The sequence below is a fragment of the Micromonospora sp. NPDC005298 genome (genome assembly GCF_040607375.1).
Taxonomy (GTDB): domain Bacteria; phylum Actinomycetota; class Actinomycetes; order Mycobacteriales; family Micromonosporaceae; genus Micromonospora.
Genome location: NZ_JBEXGP010000016.1, coordinates 123606 through 139377, shown reverse-complemented (window position 1 = coordinate 139377; position 15772 = coordinate 123606). Strand labels below are relative to the sequence as shown.

The following is a 15772-nucleotide window of genomic DNA, read 5'->3' as shown; positions in this document are numbered from 1 at the left end:
TTTTTGTTTTTGTTTTTTTTTTTTTAGTGTGGTGTTCATTTCCGCTTGCCGCGCGCGGCGCCCCCGCCCGACGCGTCGGGCGGGCGACCGGTCACGTCGGCGGGCGGGTCAGTTCAGCGGGCGCTTGAGGTGGTAGCGGTGGACCTCGGTGCTGCCCTGGACGTTGTTCACGTCCTCGGCGGCGGAGACCAGCTCCCAGCCCTCCCGGCCCGCGCGGTTGAGGTGCGCGATGGCGGTGTCGCCGTAGGCGGTGATGTCCTTGCGCGAGCCGTCCGGGGCGTACCAGACGAACGAGACGTGGAAATTGCGGCCCTGTCCCTGATAGCGGCGGACGAGCAGGGCGTACTCCCAGGCAACCATGCGCCCCATTATGACCGTCCACCCAGGACGGCGGAACGTGGGCCGTCGCGCTTTGCCATCCGGTGAACGCGGTGTGTCAACCCGCGCGGACGGTCCGCAGCTCCGCCGCCGCCGCCGGATCGGCGCAGCCGGCCAGTGTGAACGCGTCGGTCAGCTCGGCGGCGAGCAGCGCCAACGCGTCCCGCGCGGCGGTCTGACCGCCGGCGGCCAGCGCCCACAGCAGCGGCCGGCCGACGAGCACGCCGGCCGCGCCCAACGCCAGCGCCCGCAGCACGTCCGTCCCACCACGGACACCGCTGTCCAGCAGCACCTGGCAGCGGTCACCGACCGCGTCGACGACCTCCGGCAGCATGGTGACGCTCGCCGGCGCGCCGTCGAGTTGGCGGCCACCGTGGTTGGAGACGACCACCGCGTCCGCGCCGACCCGCACCGCCTCGACCGCGTCCCGCGGATCCAGCACCCCCTTGACCACGAGCGGCAGGTCGACCTGCTCGCGCAGCCAGGCCAGGTCCGCCCAGCGCAGCGCCGGCGCGAACGACGCGCCCGGGTGCGCGGCGACCCCGGGGGCGCCGGCGTGCGCCAGGGCGTCCCGGCCGTCGGGCAGATTCGCGGCGACGACGTCGTCGGGCAGCCGGAACGCGTTGCGCAGATCCCGGGGACGCCGACCGAGCACCGGTACGTCCACGGTGACCACCAGTGCCCGGCACCCGGCCTCGACGACCCGGTCCAGCAGGTCACGGACGAGGGCCCGCTCCCGTAGCCAGTAGAGCTGGAACCAGACGTCCGCGCCGACCCCGGTCACCTGCTCGATGGGTGTGCTGCCCAGGGTGCTCGCCAGGTACGGCACCCCGGCCGCGCCGGCCGCCGCCGCGAGGCCCCGCTCCCCGTCCGGGTGCAGCAGCCGCTGGTACGCCATCGGCGCCACCCCGACCGGCATGGCGTACGGGCGGCCGAGCAGTCGGGTACGCAGGTCGACGGCGTCCACGCCGACCAGCATCCGGGGAAGCACCGCGACCCCGTCCAGGGCGCGGCGGTTGGCGGCCAGGGTCACCTCGGCTCCGCTGCCACCGTCGACGTAGTCCCACACGTCCGGCGGCAACACGGCGCGGGCCCGCGCGGCGTAGTCGTCGAGCGACACGGTCGGCAGGTCGGTCGGCACCGGCTCACCCGCCTCGGGTCGACATGGATGGTCCAGAAACGTAGCCGCCACCGTCGACGGGCGTCAATCACGGGGCCGCGACGGGTGACCCGGCCGGCCCGGGTGGCAAATCGGGATCTGGCGGGCCGCCCTCGACGCCACCTGGACGGGACCGCTGGTCTGGTTCCACGGCGACCCGGACCGGGGGAAGCTGACCGAACTCGTGACGCTGCCCTCCGGCGGCGACACCAGCTACCCCGGCCTGGTCTGGCACAACGACCTGCTGTGGGTCAGCTACTACTCGTCCCACGAGGAACGCACCTGCGTGTACGTGGCCGAGGTCAGCCTCTCCGGGTGAGTGTGGTCAGCCCGGCGCGAGCGCCGGCGTCTGCGCGTGGATGTGAAAGCGCAGCGAGCGGGCGTCGGTGAAGCACTCCCGCATCGGGCGCACCAGGTCCCGGTGCTCCGGGCTGCGCTCCCAGCTCTCGAAGTCGGCGAGGCTCTCCCACTCACTGGTGATCAGCCACTGCTCCGGGTCGGTCGACGACCGGCACACCTGGTCGACCAGGTGCCCCGGCACACCGTCGGCGACCAGGTGCCGCACCGCCTCGTACGCGGCGAGGAACTGCTCGGTGCGCGGCACCGGCACCCGTACCAGGAAGACCACCCGGGCCCGCTGTTCGGTCATGGCGTCTCTCTCCTCGTCGGCGCCGCTCCCCGCAGGACCAGCGCGCTGTTGAACCCGTCGAACCCCCGCGCGCACAGCAGTGCGAGCCGGGTGCGCGGCCGCCGGTGCTCGCGCAGGAAGTCCAGCTCACACCCGTCGGCCACCTCGTCCGGGCCGGCGGACGCGGGCAGCGTGTCGTGCGCGAAGGCGAGCAGCGCCGTGGCCACGTCAAGCGCCGACCCGCCCTGGTGCGCCCGCCCGGTGAGCGGCTTCTGCGTCGTGACCGGGGGCGGCCGGTCGGCGAACACGGCCCGCAGCGCCTCGGCCTCGCTGCGGTCGTAGCGGGGCACGCCCAGCGCGTCGGGCAGCACCACGTCGATCCCCGCCGCAGCGACGTCGGCCCGGTCCAGGGCCAGCCGCATCGCCCGCGCGTACTGCCCCACGTCGCCCGCGCTGTCCGCCGTGGTGTGCGCGGCGTCGTGGGTGGAGCCCCACCCGCTCACCTCGCCGTAGACCCGGGCACCCCGGGCCAGCGCGTGCCCCAGCTCCTCCACCACGAACACCGCGCCGCCCTCGGCCGGCAGGTAGCCGCTGGCCGTCGCGTCGAACGGCCGGTACGCCCGCTGCGGGTCGTCGACGTCGCTGAGCAGCCCGGAGCGCAGTTGGCAGGCGAGCGCGTACGGGCTCAACGGACACTCGGTGGCACCGGCGATCACCACGGGCGTGCCCCGGCGTACCGCCCGGGCGGCGTGCGCGAGGCTGTCCAACCCGCCGGCGGTCTCCGCGACCAGCACGCCGCTGGGGCCCTTGAACTGGTGGTGGATGGAGAGCTGCCCGACGCTGGCGGCGTAGAACCAGGCGATCGACTGGTACGCCCCGACGGTGCGCGACGCGCCGCCCCAGAGTCGTTGCAGCTCCCGCTGGCCGAACAGGTTGCCGCCGGACGAGCTGGCCAGGGTCACCGCGTAGCCGTACGGGTCGGGTGCCCGTTCGGGCAGGCCGGCGTCGGCGAGCGCGAGTCGGGTGGCGGCGAAGCCGAGGTGCGTCCACCTGTCGGTCTGCACCAGTTGCCGGCTGTCGGCGTACGTGTCGGCCGTGAAGTCGGGCACCTGCCCGCCGTGCCGGGTCGGGTAGCCGGCCGGGTCGAACAGGGTGATCGGGCCGGTGCGACGGGTGCCGGCCAGCACGGTGCGCCAGTGCGCGTCCGCGCCGACGCCGCTGGGGGCGACCACGCCGATGCCGGTCACCACCGCCCGGGCCGTCACGCGGTCACCGCCGAGGTGTCGGGCCGGCCGCTCACGCCGCCACCGCCGGGGGTCGGCGGCGGAACACCATCGCCGACTGGAACCCGCCGAATCCGCTGCCCACCGACAGCGCCACGTCCACCGGGACCTCCCGCGCCTCGTTGGGTACGTAGTCCAGGTCGCACTCCGGGTCCCGGGTGCTCCAGTTCGCCGTGGGCGGCACCACCCCGAACTCGATGGCGAGGGCGCAGGCGGCCATCTCGATCGACCCGATCGCGCCCAGGGAGTGCCCGACCATGGACTTGATCGAGCTGATCGGCACCCGGTACGCGGCCTGGCCCAGTGCCCGCTTGAACGCTGCGGTCTCGTGCCTGTCGTTCTGCCGGGTGCCCGAGCCGTGGGCGCTGATGTAGGAGACCTGCTCGGGCGCGATGCGGCCCTGCCGCAGCGCGTCGGTGACGGCGAGGCCCATCTCCAGCCCGTCCGGGCGCAGCCCGGTCATGTGGTAGCCGTTGCTGCGGCTGGCGTAACCGGCGACCTCGCAGTAGACGTGCGCGCCGCGCCGCCGGGCCCGCCCGGCCTCCTCCAGCACCAGCACGGCGGCGCCCTCGGCCAGCACGAATCCGTGCCGGTCGGCGTCGAAGGGGCGCGAGGCGTGCGCCGGGTCGTCGTTGTCCGGGCTGGTCGCCTTGATCGCGTCGAACGAGGCGACGGTCACCGGTGAGATCGGCGAGTCGGCGGCGCCGGCCAGCACCACGTCCGCCTCACCGTCCACGATCAACTGGTGGGCGTAGCCGATGGCGTCGATGCCCGACGTGCAGCCGGTGGAGACGACCTGCGCCGGCCCGTGCAGCCCGTGCCGGCAGGCCACGTCCGCCGCGAGGCTGCTGGGCACCAACGCCTGGTACAGGTACGGGCCACCGAGCGCCGCGTCGACCAGCCACCGTCGACCGTGGTCGCTGACGGTGACGTACTCCTGTTCCAGGGCCATCGTGCCGCCCACGGCCGTGCCGAGCACCACCCCGGCCCGGTCCCGCTCGGCGTCGCTGAGCACCAGGCCGGCATCGGCGACCGCCTCGGCCGAGCAGGCCAGGGCGAACTGCACGTACCGGTCGGCGCGGCGCCGCTCGGCGTCGGTGAGCCCGGCGGCGACCGGATCGAAGTCGCACTCGGCGGCGATCTGCGAGCGGAACGGCGACGGGTCGAAGAAGCTGATCCGCCGGGTGGCCGTACGTCCCTCGGTGATGGTCTTCCAGAAGCGGTCCCGGCTGGCGCCGCCGGGGGCGACCACCCCGACGCCGGTCACCACCGTGCGGCGCCCGGTCACGACGCCTCGACCAACTCGGTGTCGACGTGCCCCAGCTCCGGGCGGGGTGCCAGCGGGCCCAGGTGGAAGACCACCTCGGCCGGCTCGGCGCCGGTGTTGCGCAGCCGGTGCCGCACGTTCACCGGCACGAACAGCGCCTCGCCGGCGGCCAGCGGGGTCGCCTCGTCGTCCAGGTCCACGGTGATCGCGCCGCGGGCCACGTACAGGAACTCCTCGCTGTACGGGTGGTAGTGCTCGGCGATCCGCTCCCCCGGCGCGAGCGTCGCCACCCCGAGGAAGCCCGAGGTGCTGCCGACGGTGCGGGGGCCGAGCAGCACCCGCAGCTCACCACCGCGCCGACGGTCGGCGGGTACGTCCGCGGCGGCGACCGGCCGCGTGCCGAGGTCACTCATCGTCGGCCTCCGTCGACTCGTCGCCGGCCGCCGGGCGGTCCTGCTCGGCGCGCTGGCGGGCGATCCGCTCCACCCGGTCCTTGATGACCGCGAGTTGGATGACGCTGTTGGTGTTGATCCGCTCGGTCATCGCGGCGTTGTCCACCGGCGCGGTCGGCTTCATCGCGAAGTCCTGCGTCCAGGCCATCCGGGTGCCACCGGCCTCCTCGGTGTAGCGCCAGTGGATCCGCATGTACTCGAACGGCCCGGTCTCCACGCGGTGCGCGCGGACCTGGCGGCTCAGCGGGTCGGCGGTGCGTTCGCTGACCCAGCTCCACGACACCCCGTTCTCGTCGGGGTACATGGTCAGCCGGAACCGCACGGTGTGCCCGTCGCGGTGCAGGATCTCCACGACCGCGTACTCGGTGAACAGTTCGGTCCAGTTCGCCACGTCGTTGGTGACCTCCCAGACCACCGGCAGCGGCGCGTCGATGAGAACGTCGTTCTCGGTGTGTCCGGGTGGGTCGACGCGGCGGGCGACCAGGTCGGCGACCGCCGGGATGCTCAGCTGCCCGGACTGCTCGGGGATGGTCACCTGCCACCGGTCGGCGACGACCGCCGACAGCTCCAGCAGGGCGAGGGAGTCCATGCCCAGTTCCTCCAGTGACGCGGCGGGCGCCCGGGCCGCGGCGTCGGCGTCGAGCCCGCAGTGCGCCACCAGGATGTCGGTGATCTCGGATGTCAGTGGGCGACCATGGGTGACGGTCATCGGTTCCTCCGGTTGGGTACGTCGGGCCCCGCGGCGGGCGCGGGGCGGGGTGCGGGGGTGCTCGTCCGCGCCGGCGCGGCGAGCAGACGGTCGACCAGGCTGGTGGTGTAGCGGCCCTTGCGGAACGCGGCGTCGTCGAGCACCCGCCGCACGAACGGGATGGTGGTGCGTACGCCCGGCCCGGCGATGTCGAACTCCTCCAGGGCGCGTTCGAGGCGGTTGAGCGCCAACTCGCGATCGGGTGCCCAGACGATGACCTTGGCGAGCAGCGAGTCGTACCAGGGTCCGATCACGTAGCCGGCGCTGGCGTGTGTGTCGACGCGGGTGAACGGGCCGCCGGGTGGGGTGAACCGCTCCAGCCGGCCGGGGGTGGGCGCGAAGCCGCGCGCGGGGTCCTCGGTGTTGACGCGGCACTCCACCGCCACGCCGTGCAGGCGGATCTCCTCCTGCCGCCAGCGCAGCGGCACCCCGGCGGCGATGTGCAGCTGCTCGTGCACCAGGTCGATGCCGGTGACCATCTCGGTGACCGGGTGCTCCACCTGGATCCGGCAGTTGATCTCCAGGAAGTGGAACCGTTCCTCGGCGTCGACAAGGAACTCGAGCGTGCCCGCGCCGACGAAGCCGACCTGGAGCGCGCCGCGCAGCGCGGTCTGCGCGATGGCGTCCAGGACGCCGCCGGGCAGTGCCGGCGCGGGCGCCTCCTCGACCAGCTTCTGGTGCCGGCGCTGCACCGAGCAGTCCCGGGTGCCCAGGTGCACGCCGTTGCCGTGCGAGTCGCAGAGCACCTGCACCTCGACGTGCCGCGCCTCGGTGAGGTACCGCTCGACGTACACCCGGTCGTCGCCGAACGCGGCCTGCGCGGCCGCGCGGGTGCGGGCGTACACCCGGGGTAGTTCGGCGGGGGTGCGCACGACGGCCATTCCCCGGCCGCCGCCACCGGCGGCGGCCTTGACGATCACCGGGTAGCCGACGGTGTCGGCCACCTCGGCCGCCGCCGCGACTGTCGGCACCGGCGCGACGCTGCCCGCCGGCAGCGGAAGGCCGGCGCGGCTCATCAGGGCCCGGGCCGAGGACTTGTCGGCCAGCGCCGCCATCACCGCCGGTGGGGGGCCGATGAAGACGAGCCCGTTGTCGGCGCAGATCTCGGCGAAGTCGGCGTCCTCGGAGAGGAACCCGTAGCCGGGGTGCACGGCCTGCGCCCCCACCTGCCGGGCCGCCTCGACGATGGCGGCGGCGTTGAGGTAGCTGCGTCGGCTCGACGCCGGTCCGATCCGCACGGCCTGGTCGGCGAGGCGGACGGCAGCCGAGTCGGCGTCGGCGGCGGAGTAGACGACCGCCGTGCGGACGCCGAGCTCCTTGCAGGCCCGTAGCACCCGCAGCGCGATCTCGCCCCGGTTGGCGATCAGCACGGTCTCGAACATGCTCACCCACCCGCGCCGTCAGGCCGGATCCAGTTCGACCAGCGGCTGGTCGTACTCGACCGGCTGGCCGTCCTCGACGAGGATCGCGGTCACCCGGCCGACGCGGTCGGCGGTGACCTCGTTCATCAGCTTCATGGCCTCGACGATGGCGATCGGCTGGCCCGGTCGGACCAGGTCCCCCACCGCGACGAACGGCGCCGCGCCGGGCTCCGGCGACCGGTAGAAGGTGCCGACGATCGGCGCCCGCACCGCCGCGCGTCCGGGTACCGGCGGCCGGATCAGCGCCGCGGGCGGCCCGGGCGCCGCCGCAGCCGGCGGCGCCGTCGCCGTCGGCGGTGGATCCGGGGGTACGTCCGGTCGCGTCGCCTCGCCGGGGTGCCACTCCACCTCCAGCACTGCCGCGCCGCTGCGCAGCCGGATCCGGCGCACCGGCCCGGTCAGCTCGGCGACGAGCTGGTGTGCCTGTCGACGCAGCCCGGCCAGCACCTCCTCGCCGGCCGGCGACTCGCCGGCCGGCGCCTCGTCGGGCCGGTGTCCGTCCGGCGCGTCGAGGCGGACGTCGCCGTGCCCGTTCGTCGACACCGCCCGGTCACTGGCGGCCGCGGCGGTCACCGGACACCCGCCCGGGAGAAGCCGCGCGCCGCGCCGAACCGGCGGAAGCGCTGCCGGCGGCGGCGCACCAGCGTCGCGGTCGGGACGTCCAGCAGGGGCAGCAGGTTCGTCAGCAGGGCGGCGCGCAGCCGTCGGGCCGTCTCCGCCGGGTCGTCGTGCGCGGCCGGCTCCGGCTCCGGCACGACCTCGTCGATCACCCCGAGCCGGCACAGGTCGGGCGCGGTCAGTCGCAGCGCGCGGGCGGCCTGCGGGGCCGCGGACCGGTCCGGCCAGAGAATGGCCGCGCAGCCCTCTGGGCTGATCACCGAGTAGACGGCGTGCTGGAGCATCAGCACCCGGTCGGCGACCGCGAGGGCCAGCGCTCCCCCACTGCCGCCCTCGCCGGTGATGACCGCGAGGACCGGCGTGGGCAGCACGGTGAGGGCGAGGATGTTCTCCGCGATGGCCGCCGCCTGGCCCTGCTCCTCGGCGCCCACCCCCGGGTCGGCGCCGGGGGTGTCGACGAGGGTGATCACCGGCAGGCCGAGCCGGGCGGCGAGGCGCATCAGCCGCAGCGCCTTGCGGTGCCCGGCCGGGCTGGCCATGCCGAAGTTGCGCGCGACGAGTTCGGCGGTGGTGTGCCCCTTCTGGTGGCCGATCACCATGACGTGCCGCCCGTCCAGCCGGGCCAGGCCCCCGACGACGGCCGGGCAGTCCGCGCCGAGCCGGTCGCCGTGCAGTTCCACGAACCCGTCGAAGACCGAGTCGAGATAGTCCAGCGTGGTCGGTCGGCCGGGGTGGCGGGCGACCCGCACGGTGTCCCACGCGTCTCGGTCGGCCGGCGCCGGCTCGGCGACCGGCGCGCCGGCGAGACGTTCACGGTGCGGCGCCGGCTCCTGACGGGGTACGGCCGGGCGGGGCGGGCGTCCGGAGCCGGTCGCGGCGAGCAGCGCCACGAGCCGTCCCCGCAGGGACCGGCGCTGCACCACCATGTCGACCTGGCCGTGGCGCAGCAGGAAGTCGGCGGTCTGGAAGCCCTCCGGCAACGCCCGGCCGGTGACCTGCCGGATCACCCGGGGACCGGCGAAGCCCATCCGGGCACCGCTCTCGGCGAGCACCAGGTCGGTGTTGGTGGCGAACGACGCCGCCACCCCGCCGTACGTCGGGTCGGTGACCACGCTGACGGTGAGCAGGCCCGCCTCGCGCAGGGCGGCGATGGCCTGGCTGACGGTGGCCATCTGCATCAGCGACAGGACGCCCTCCTGCATCCGCGCCCCGCCGGACGCGGTGATCAGGATGAGCGGGACACCGTCGTCGAGGGCCCGTTCGGCGGCCTGGGTGATCAGCTCCCCCACGGCGCAGCCGAGGCTGCCGCCGAGGAAGCGGAAGTCCATCACGGCGAGCACGGCCGGGTGCCCGCCGATGGTGGCGGTGCCGCAGACCACCGCCTCGGACAGCCCGGTGCTGGCGCGCGCGGCGGTGAGCCGGTGCGGGTACGGCAGCACGTCGACGAAGTCGATCGGGTCGGCGTCGGGCAGCCGGTCGGGCAGCGGACGCAGCGATCCCGGGTCGACGAGCTGGCGCAGGCGTTCCGGGGCGCCGAGCCGGGCGTGCGCGCCGCACTCCGGGCAGACGTCGAGGTTGCGTCGCAGCCGCTTGCGGTAGAGCAGGCTGGCGCAGCCGGCGCAACGCGACCAGAGCTGCTCCTCGCGCGGCGCGGTGGCGGTCACGACCGCCGCCCGTCGTCGGCGGCGTCGAACCGGTAGAAGCAGCGGGCCATCGCGTCACGCGGCGAGCGCCACGTCGGCAGGTACGGCGAGACGTACGGTCGCAGCCGGTCGCTGACCCGGATGAACTCGGGGTGGTCGCGGGCGGCCTCCACGGCCCCCTGCGCCGGCCTGTCGGTTTCCAGCAGGTGCACGTAGAGGTCGTGCAGTCGGTACAGCGACCGGTGCCGGACGCCGACCAGGCGCGGCAGTTCCGTCGCGTCCGACTCGGCGAAGATCTCGGCGACCTGCCCCTCGGCGGTCGGGACCACCTTCGCGACGATCAGCGTTCGGTCCATGGTTGGGCCTCCCCCCACGGCGTCCGGGCCGGCGGCGGGTGGCCCCGGACGCGCTGGACGACTGCCGACACGATGCGGGAGTCCTCGTCACGACGGCGTCACCGCCTCGGGGCTTCCGTCGACGTTCTTTGGTGACGCTGCGTTGACGCAACCTGTGTATCAGCTATGCGTGCGCGGGAGAGATCGAGAGAGCGTTTTACCAGTTCGGAACCGATCTCATAGTTGCTCGAGGACGGTAGAAGGTCCATGTACCGTTGACGCACCGTGACCGCGATTGATAATCTTCACCGTGGTCAGCCCGGCGGCCCCGGGGGGCGGGGCCGCGCCCGCGCAGCCGTGGTCGCACCCCGTCGGTGCGGTCGACAGTGGCGTCACGGGCAGCCGATCCGGGACACAGCAGACAGTCGGGACGAGCGTTCCGCAGGGGGTGCCGCCGTGACCGCTGATCCGTCCGTGCCGACCGCCGGAGGTCCATCCGAGGGCGGCGTCGCGCTGCACCTGCTCGGCGGCTTCCGCCTGCTGCGCGACACCGTACCGGTCGTCGTGCCGCGCGGCCTGCAACGGGTGATCGCGCTGATCGGGCTGCGCCCCGGCGCCACCCGCAGCCAGCTCGCCGGCCTCCTCTGGCCGGACGTCTCCGAGGAGCGCGCCCTGTCGTCCCTGCGCACCGCCCTGTGGCGGCTACGGCAGGACCCGTGCTGCCCGATGACCGTGGCCGGCGACACCGTACGCCTCGGCCCGGCCGTCCGGCTCGACGTGGACGAACTGGTCGGCACGGCGGCCCGGGTCCGCGACGGCGACGACCCGTGCACCGCCCGGGCCCTCGCCGCCGGCCGGCACGACCTGCTGCCCGGCTGGTACGACGACTGGGTGCTGCTGGACCGCGAGCGCCTGCGCCAACTGCGCCTGCACATGCTGGAACGGGTGGCCGGGCAGCACCTCGCCGCGGGCCGGCACGGCGAGGCCCTCGAAGCCGCACTGGAGGCGATGGCGGCCGAGCCGCTGCGGGAGACCCCGCACCGGCTGGTGGTGCGCATCCACCTCGCCGAGGGCAACGCGTTCGAGGCCGTGCACGCCTTCTACGTCTACCGCGACCTGCTGCGCCGGGAGCTGCGCCTGGAGCCCAGCCCGGCGATGAGCGCCCTGCTCGACGACACCCTCGCCCCGATCCGCCGGGCCACCCGCGAGCCCACCGGGGAGTCCGCCGACCGTCCGTCACCGGCCGGCCGACGCACGTGACGGCGATGTGACAGGCGCTGCGGCACGGTGGGCGCACAGAGCACGTGGTCGCCGGTCCCGAGGATCGGGTGCGCCACCGGCGGAAGGGGTCCCATGAGTCGTCTACTGATCGTCAGCCGGATCATCCCGGGCGCGGAGGGGCGGGTCGCGCAGATCTTCGCCGAATCCGACGCCACCGAACTGCCCGGCCTGACCGGCGTCACACACCGGTCCCTGTACTGCCTGCACGACCTGTACGTGCACCTGATGGAGACCTCCGACGTCGACCCGGACGCGCTCGCCGCCGCCCGCAACCACCCGCTCTTCCAGCAGGTCAACGAGCGGCTCTCCGCGCACACCTCGCCGTACCTGCCGACCTGGCGTTCCCCCCGCGACGCGATCGCTGGCTGCTTCTACCGGTGGGACGCGGCCGACGCGCCCGCGGCGCACCCGGCCGGCTGACATGTCCGGCGCGCCGCACGTCCTGATCATCGGCGCCGGCACCGGCGGCCTGTGCCTGGCACACGGGCTGCGGCGCGCCGGGATCAGCGTCGCCGTCTACGAACGACACCGCCACCGCGCGGAGGGGCTGCTCGGCTACCGGGTGGGCATCGGCCCCACCGGCAGCCGGGCGCTGCGCGAATGCCTTCCGCCGGAGCTGTTCGCCACCTTCCTGGCCACCTGCGCCCGGCCGCCGCGCTACTTCAACGTGGTCACGCAGGGCTTGCGCCAGACCGCCTCGTTCGCGCTGCGGCCGGACGCCGCCCCGGAGCACACCGAGCACTCGGTGGCCCGGATGGTGCTGCGCCAGGTCCTGCTGACCGACCTGACCGACGTGGTGCACTTCGACAAGACCTTCGTCCGGTACGAGCAGCGCGACGACGGCACGGTCACCGCCCACTTCGCCGACGGCACCGCCGCCACCGGCGACCTGCTGGTCGCGGCGGACGGCACCCACTCCGCCGTACGCCACCAGTACCTGCCGCACGCCGTGACCCGCGACGCGGGCACCATCAACATCGCCACCCGGATCCCGCTGACCCCACACACCCGCGACCTCGTGCCGGAGCGGGTCCGCCAGGGCATCTCGCTGATCTTCGGGGCCGGCGGGACGATGGGTGTGCTGCACGTGATGGAGTTCAGGTGGGACGCCGACCGGGCGATCAAGCCCGGTGTCGGTGACGCCGACGCCGCGCTGCTGCGCGACTGGCCCGGCCTGGCCCATGACACCACCACGGACAACATCAACCTGATCATCTGGAGTGCCGCCCGCCGGTTCCCGGCCGACGTCATGCGCCGCCGCGGCGAGGACCTCAAACGCGTCGCCCTGGACCTCACCGGGAACTGGCATCCTCACCTGCGCGAGCTGTTGACCCTGAGCGACCCGGACAGCGCCCTGCCGATCAGGGTGACCACGTCCGAGCCGGTACCGCCCTGGAAGAGCAGCACCGTCACCCTGCTCGGCGACGCCATCCACACCATGACGCCCGGACGCGGGGTGGGTGCGAACACCGCGCTGCGCGACGCCCGTCTGCTCTGCCGGCAGCTCGCCCGCGCCGCCGCCGGCGACAAGACCCTGGTGCAGGCGGTCGCCGACTACGAGGCGGAGATGGTCCCGTACGGCTTCGCGCGGGTCACGGAGTCACTGAACCGCAGCGGCACCAGCGGCGAGGACCGGATGTACCGGCCGGTGGTGGGTCGACTCGCGCTGCTCGGGGCGCGCGGCTACTTCGGAGTGACCAGCCGGGTGCCGCGGCTGCGCCAGAGGTTCGTCGACGACTTCCACACCTACGAGGGCGACCAGGACTGACCGTCGTCACCGACCCGGGCCCGCATCCCCGTGGGCCCGGGTTTTCGCGTCTCCGCCGCGACGCTCCGTCACCTGTCGGGCACCCCGGGCACCGACCGTCCCACCCGCGCCGGCACCGGCCGGTCCTCTCTGTCGTCGTTCTGACGCGTGTGCGAAGCTGCGGCGAGTTTTTCTCGTGACTTTTCCGACGACGTGAGAGGGAGGTTCGCCGTGGCGTGGTCTATCGGACACTCTCTGATAGTGGTATTGGCAGTATTGCTCGGCGTGGCGGGTGGGTGGCTGCTGCGCGGCCGGCGGGACGGCGGGCCAGGTCGGTCGATCGTGGACGGTGATCCGGTGGCGGGGCTCGCCGACATCGCCACGCCGACGCCTCCGGCCACCACCGACCTCGCCCGCCCGGCGGCGACCGTCGACCCGGCGCCGACGGCGGTCGCCGACGAGCCCACCCCCGTCGACACGATCAGCGCGCCAGCCGCGGTGACCGCGTCGGAGGACCCCGCGCCGGTGCACACACCGGCGGAGGCCCCGAGCACCGTCGACCCGGCCGACATGGCGCTGACCGAGGCCCCGCCGCCCGTGCCCACCGCCGACCGGTCCGACGCGGGTGCGCCGACCGGGGAAGCCGACCCCGAGCCGGTCGCGGTCGAGGAGCAGCCCGCGCCGTCGACGGTCGTCGCCCCCCGCCCGCCGGCGGACGACCTCGCGTCCACCGGCACCCCGCCGGTCGACACGACGCCGCTCGACACGACCCCGGCCGACACGACGCCGGTCGACACGACGCCGCTCGACACGACCCCGGCCGACACGACCCCGGCCGACACGACCCCGGCCGACACGACGCCGTTCGACGCCGAGCGGGACGCCGAGGCGCCGGCCGTCGTGCGGGGCGCCGAGGCTCCGGCCGTCGTGCGGGACGCCGAGCCGCGCGCGGTTGGCACGGACGAGTCCGTGCCGGCCGCGGTCACGCCCGTCGGCCCGACGCCCGCCCCGACGGCTGGCGAGACGACGGACGCCGACGCGGAACCCGTCCGGGCCACGCCGCCGGTGCGACCGGCCGCCACGGCCACCCCGCCGGTCCGTCCGCTCTCCGAGACCGTGCCCAGCGGCGCGGAGGCCGACCCATCCGGGCCGGCCGACGACTTCCGCCGGATCCAGGGCGTCGGACCGAAGATGGCGGCGGCGCTCCAAGCCGCAGGCGTACGCACCTACGGCCAGCTCGGCGAGCTGGACGAGCCGGCGCTGCGCGACCTGATCCGGGCCGCCGGCCTGCGCGCCGCACCCGGGCTGGCCACCTGGCCGCAGCAGGCCCGCGTCCTGGCCGGTGCCGGTGACGAGGTCGTCGCGGTGCTGCCGGACGGCAGCCGGGGCTGACCCCACGCCGAGCCCCCGGTCAGTCGTCGTCCGCGACGGTCGACCGGGGGCTCGCCCGTTTCCGGAGGACCGACCCACCGCCACCCCGGTCGGGGAGAATGCGCACGAACCGGGGGTGGCCCCGAAATCCGCTGGCTACCGTCGGTCGGGGTGGGCTGGCCGGCCCGCCCGCGTCGACCGGTACCCAGGAGCGACCCGTGCACCTCGCCGCGCCGGGGCCCGGGTCCCCGAGGTCCCGAGGCCCGATGCGCGACCCGGAGGGCTCGCGCCGGGTGACGCTGCTCGAACTCTTCTTCGACCTGGTGTACGTGGTCGCCCTCGCGCTCATCTCCCGGGGCCTGGTCGACCAGCTCGACTGGCACCGGGCCGCGCAGGCACTGATCATGCTGGCCGCCGTGTGGTGGACCTGGGCGATCACCACCCTCGTCACCGACCTGTACAACCCGGAACGCACCGAGATCAAGCTGCTGATCAGCGCGGTGATGTTCGGCGCGCTGCTGATGACCACGGCGATCCCCGAGGCGTTCGGCCACCGGGGCCTCGTCTTCGCCGCCGCGTACGTGGCGATCCACCTCGGTCGCGGACTGTTCCTGATGCCGACGGTGCGCCACGAGCCACAGACCCAGCGGCGCGCCGCGCGGATCTTCGTGTGGTTCGCCGTCTCGGCGGTCCCATGGATCATCGGCGCGTACGCCAGTGGGGACGGCCGGTTGGCGTGGTGGGCCACCGCGCTCGCCATCGACTACCTCGGATTCCGGCTCGGGTACCCGGTGCCGGGGCTCGGGGTGGTGCCGGAGCACCAGCGCAACGTCACCGCCGAGCACCTCTCCGAGCGCTACCAGCAGTTCTTCATCATCGCCCTCGGCGACGCCATCCTGACCGTCGGGACCATGTTCAGCATGGAGCACACCGAGGCGGAGAACATCGCGGCGTTCGCGGTGGCGTTCCTGACCACGCTGCTGCTCTGGCGGATCTACGTGCACAAGTCCGGCCAACTGCTGCCGCAGGCCATCCAGGCGGCGCGCGCACCGAGCAAGTTCCTGTTCAGCGCGCCGTACACCCATCTGTTGATGATCGCCGGTGTGGTCGTCACGGCGTCCGGCTTCCACCTGGTGCTGCACGAGCCGACCGGTCGGACGCCGCCGGCCTGGCTGGCGGTCATCCTCGGCGGTCCGGCGCTGTTCCTGGTCGGCCGGGCGGCCTTCGAGTACGAGGTGTTCAGCCGGGTTTCCTGGTCCCGTCCCGGAGGCATGCTGAGCCTGCTGTGCATCGCGCCGGGCGTGCTGTTCCTGGCCCCTTTGTACGCCTCGCTGGGCGCGATGCTGGTGCTCGCCGGCGTCGCCTACGCGGACTTCCGCCGCAGTCGGGGCAAGCCGCCGGAGATGCCCGCCCCGCCGCACTGACGTGTGGCGCGCGGCCG

17 protein-coding genes are annotated in these 15772 nt (G+C 74.2%); 6 read left to right on the top strand and 11 right to left on the bottom strand.

What is annotated here, in order from left to right; translation table 11 throughout:
• Positions 1-108: 108 nt before the first annotated feature.
• Together ABZS77_RS21390 and ABZS77_RS21385 are read right to left on the bottom strand one after the other, a co-directional pair.
• Positions 109-369, bottom strand: coding sequence for a hypothetical protein (locus ABZS77_RS21390; RefSeq protein ID WP_354825396.1), 261 nt, complete (start codon positions 367-369; stop codon positions 109-111).
• Between the two features lie 67 nt (positions 370-436).
• Positions 437-1519, bottom strand: coding sequence for an alpha-hydroxy acid oxidase (locus ABZS77_RS21385; RefSeq protein ID WP_354825394.1), 1083 nt, complete (start codon positions 1517-1519; stop codon positions 437-439).
• 202 nt (positions 1520-1721) lie between these two features.
• On the opposite strand from ABZS77_RS21385, the gene ABZS77_RS21380 reads away from it, so the two are divergent.
• Positions 1722-1856, top strand: a complete 135-nt coding sequence (locus tag ABZS77_RS21380) for a hypothetical protein (protein WP_354825392.1) — start codon at positions 1722-1724, stop codon at positions 1854-1856.
• A gap of 6 nt (positions 1857-1862) precedes the next feature.
• Here ABZS77_RS21380 and ABZS77_RS21375 read toward each other — a convergent pair whose 3' ends face one another.
• From ABZS77_RS21375 to ABZS77_RS21335, 9 genes are read right to left on the bottom strand one after another with little or no spacing between them, the layout of a single operon-like run.
• On the bottom strand, positions 1863-2186 hold the full coding sequence (locus ABZS77_RS21375) for an antibiotic biosynthesis monooxygenase family protein (protein WP_354825389.1): 324 nt from the start codon (positions 2184-2186) through the stop codon (positions 1863-1865).
• Complete coding sequence (locus ABZS77_RS21370; protein ID WP_354825386.1) at positions 2183-3430, bottom strand: beta-ketoacyl synthase N-terminal-like domain-containing protein; 1248 nt, start codon at positions 3428-3430, stop codon at positions 2183-2185. The genes ABZS77_RS21375 and ABZS77_RS21370 overlap by 4 nt, the downstream gene beginning before the upstream one ends.
• 31 nt (positions 3431-3461) lie before the next feature.
• Positions 3462-4736: a beta-ketoacyl-[acyl-carrier-protein] synthase family protein gene (locus tag ABZS77_RS21365; RefSeq protein ID WP_354825383.1), complete on the bottom strand. Its 1275-nt coding sequence runs from the start codon at positions 4734-4736 to the stop codon at positions 3462-3464.
• A complete protein-coding gene (locus tag ABZS77_RS21360; protein WP_354825380.1) occupies positions 4733-5128 on the bottom strand; it encodes a cupin domain-containing protein in 396 nt (131 codons plus the stop codon). The genes ABZS77_RS21365 and ABZS77_RS21360 overlap by 4 nt, the downstream gene beginning before the upstream one ends.
• Positions 5121-5876, bottom strand: coding sequence for an SRPBCC family protein (locus ABZS77_RS21355; RefSeq protein WP_354825377.1), 756 nt, complete (start codon positions 5874-5876; stop codon positions 5121-5123). Before ABZS77_RS21355 ends, ABZS77_RS21360 begins: the two co-directional genes overlap by 8 nt.
• Complete coding sequence (locus tag ABZS77_RS21350) at positions 5873-7297, bottom strand: acetyl-CoA carboxylase biotin carboxylase subunit (protein WP_354825374.1); 1425 nt, start codon at positions 7295-7297, stop codon at positions 5873-5875. Before ABZS77_RS21350 ends, ABZS77_RS21355 begins: the two co-directional genes overlap by 4 nt.
• An 18-nt stretch (positions 7298-7315) precedes the next feature.
• On the bottom strand, positions 7316-7909 hold the full coding sequence (locus ABZS77_RS21345; RefSeq protein WP_354825372.1) for a biotin/lipoyl-containing protein: 594 nt from the start codon (positions 7907-7909) through the stop codon (positions 7316-7318).
• On the bottom strand, positions 7906-9618 hold the full coding sequence (locus ABZS77_RS21340; protein WP_354825370.1) for an acetyl-CoA carboxylase carboxyltransferase subunit alpha: 1713 nt from the start codon (positions 9616-9618) through the stop codon (positions 7906-7908). The genes ABZS77_RS21345 and ABZS77_RS21340 overlap by 4 nt, the downstream gene beginning before the upstream one ends.
• Positions 9615-9953 (bottom strand): TcmI family type II polyketide cyclase, encoded by a 339-nt coding sequence (locus ABZS77_RS21335; protein WP_354825367.1) that lies wholly within the window; start codon positions 9951-9953, stop codon positions 9615-9617. The genes ABZS77_RS21340 and ABZS77_RS21335 overlap by 4 nt, the downstream gene beginning before the upstream one ends.
• A 435-nt stretch (positions 9954-10388) precedes the next feature.
• Here ABZS77_RS21335 and ABZS77_RS21330 point away from each other — a divergent pair, with 435 nt between their 5' ends.
• From ABZS77_RS21330 to ABZS77_RS21310, 5 genes are all read left to right on the top strand, one after another.
• Positions 10389-11192 (top strand): BTAD domain-containing putative transcriptional regulator, encoded by an 804-nt coding sequence (locus ABZS77_RS21330; protein WP_354825365.1) that lies wholly within the window; start codon positions 10389-10391, stop codon positions 11190-11192.
• Positions 11193-11285: 93 nt separating this feature from the next.
• Positions 11286-11633, top strand: coding sequence for a TcmI family type II polyketide cyclase (locus ABZS77_RS21325; protein WP_151492945.1), 348 nt, complete (start codon positions 11286-11288; stop codon positions 11631-11633).
• A gap of 1 nt (position 11634) precedes the next feature.
• Positions 11635-12981, top strand: coding sequence for an NAD(P)/FAD-dependent oxidoreductase (locus ABZS77_RS21320; protein ID WP_354825362.1), 1347 nt, complete (start codon positions 11635-11637; stop codon positions 12979-12981).
• A gap of 246 nt (positions 12982-13227) precedes the next feature.
• Positions 13228-14352, top strand: coding sequence for a hypothetical protein (locus ABZS77_RS21315; RefSeq protein ID WP_354825359.1), 1125 nt, complete (start codon positions 13228-13230; stop codon positions 14350-14352).
• 245 nt (positions 14353-14597) lie between these two features.
• The gene (locus ABZS77_RS21310) at positions 14598-15755 is read left to right on the top strand and encodes a low temperature requirement protein A (protein ID WP_354825356.1); all 1158 of its coding nucleotides are present in this window, start codon (positions 14598-14600) and stop codon (positions 15753-15755) included.
• Positions 15756-15772 lie beyond the last annotated feature (17 nt).

Excerpts from the sequence above, each read along its gene's own strand:
- ABZS77_RS21320 (WP_354825362.1), top strand. The coding sequence starts at position 11,635 with ATGTCCGGCGCGCCGCACGTCCTGATCATCGGCGCCGGCACCGGCGGC.
- ABZS77_RS21390 (WP_354825396.1), bottom strand. The coding sequence starts at position 369 with ATGGGGCGCATGGTTGCCTGGGAGTACGCCCTGCTCGTCCGCCGCTAT.
- ABZS77_RS21350 (WP_354825374.1), bottom strand. The coding sequence starts at position 7,297 with ATGTTCGAGACCGTGCTGATCGCCAACCGGGGCGAGATCGCGCTGCGG.
- ABZS77_RS21360 (WP_354825380.1), bottom strand. The coding sequence starts at position 5,128 with ATGAGTGACCTCGGCACGCGGCCGGTCGCCGCCGCGGACGTACCCGCC.
- ABZS77_RS21325 (WP_151492945.1), top strand. The coding sequence starts at position 11,286 with ATGAGTCGTCTACTGATCGTCAGCCGGATCATCCCGGGCGCGGAGGGG.
- ABZS77_RS21375 (WP_354825389.1), bottom strand. The coding sequence starts at position 2,186 with ATGACCGAACAGCGGGCCCGGGTGGTCTTCCTGGTACGGGTGCCGGTG.
- ABZS77_RS21335 (WP_354825367.1), bottom strand. The coding sequence starts at position 9,953 with ATGGACCGAACGCTGATCGTCGCGAAGGTGGTCCCGACCGCCGAGGGG.
- ABZS77_RS21310 (WP_354825356.1), top strand. The coding sequence starts at position 14,598 with ATGCGCGACCCGGAGGGCTCGCGCCGGGTGACGCTGCTCGAACTCTTC.
- ABZS77_RS21355 (WP_354825377.1), bottom strand. The coding sequence starts at position 5,876 with ATGACCGTCACCCATGGTCGCCCACTGACATCCGAGATCACCGACATC.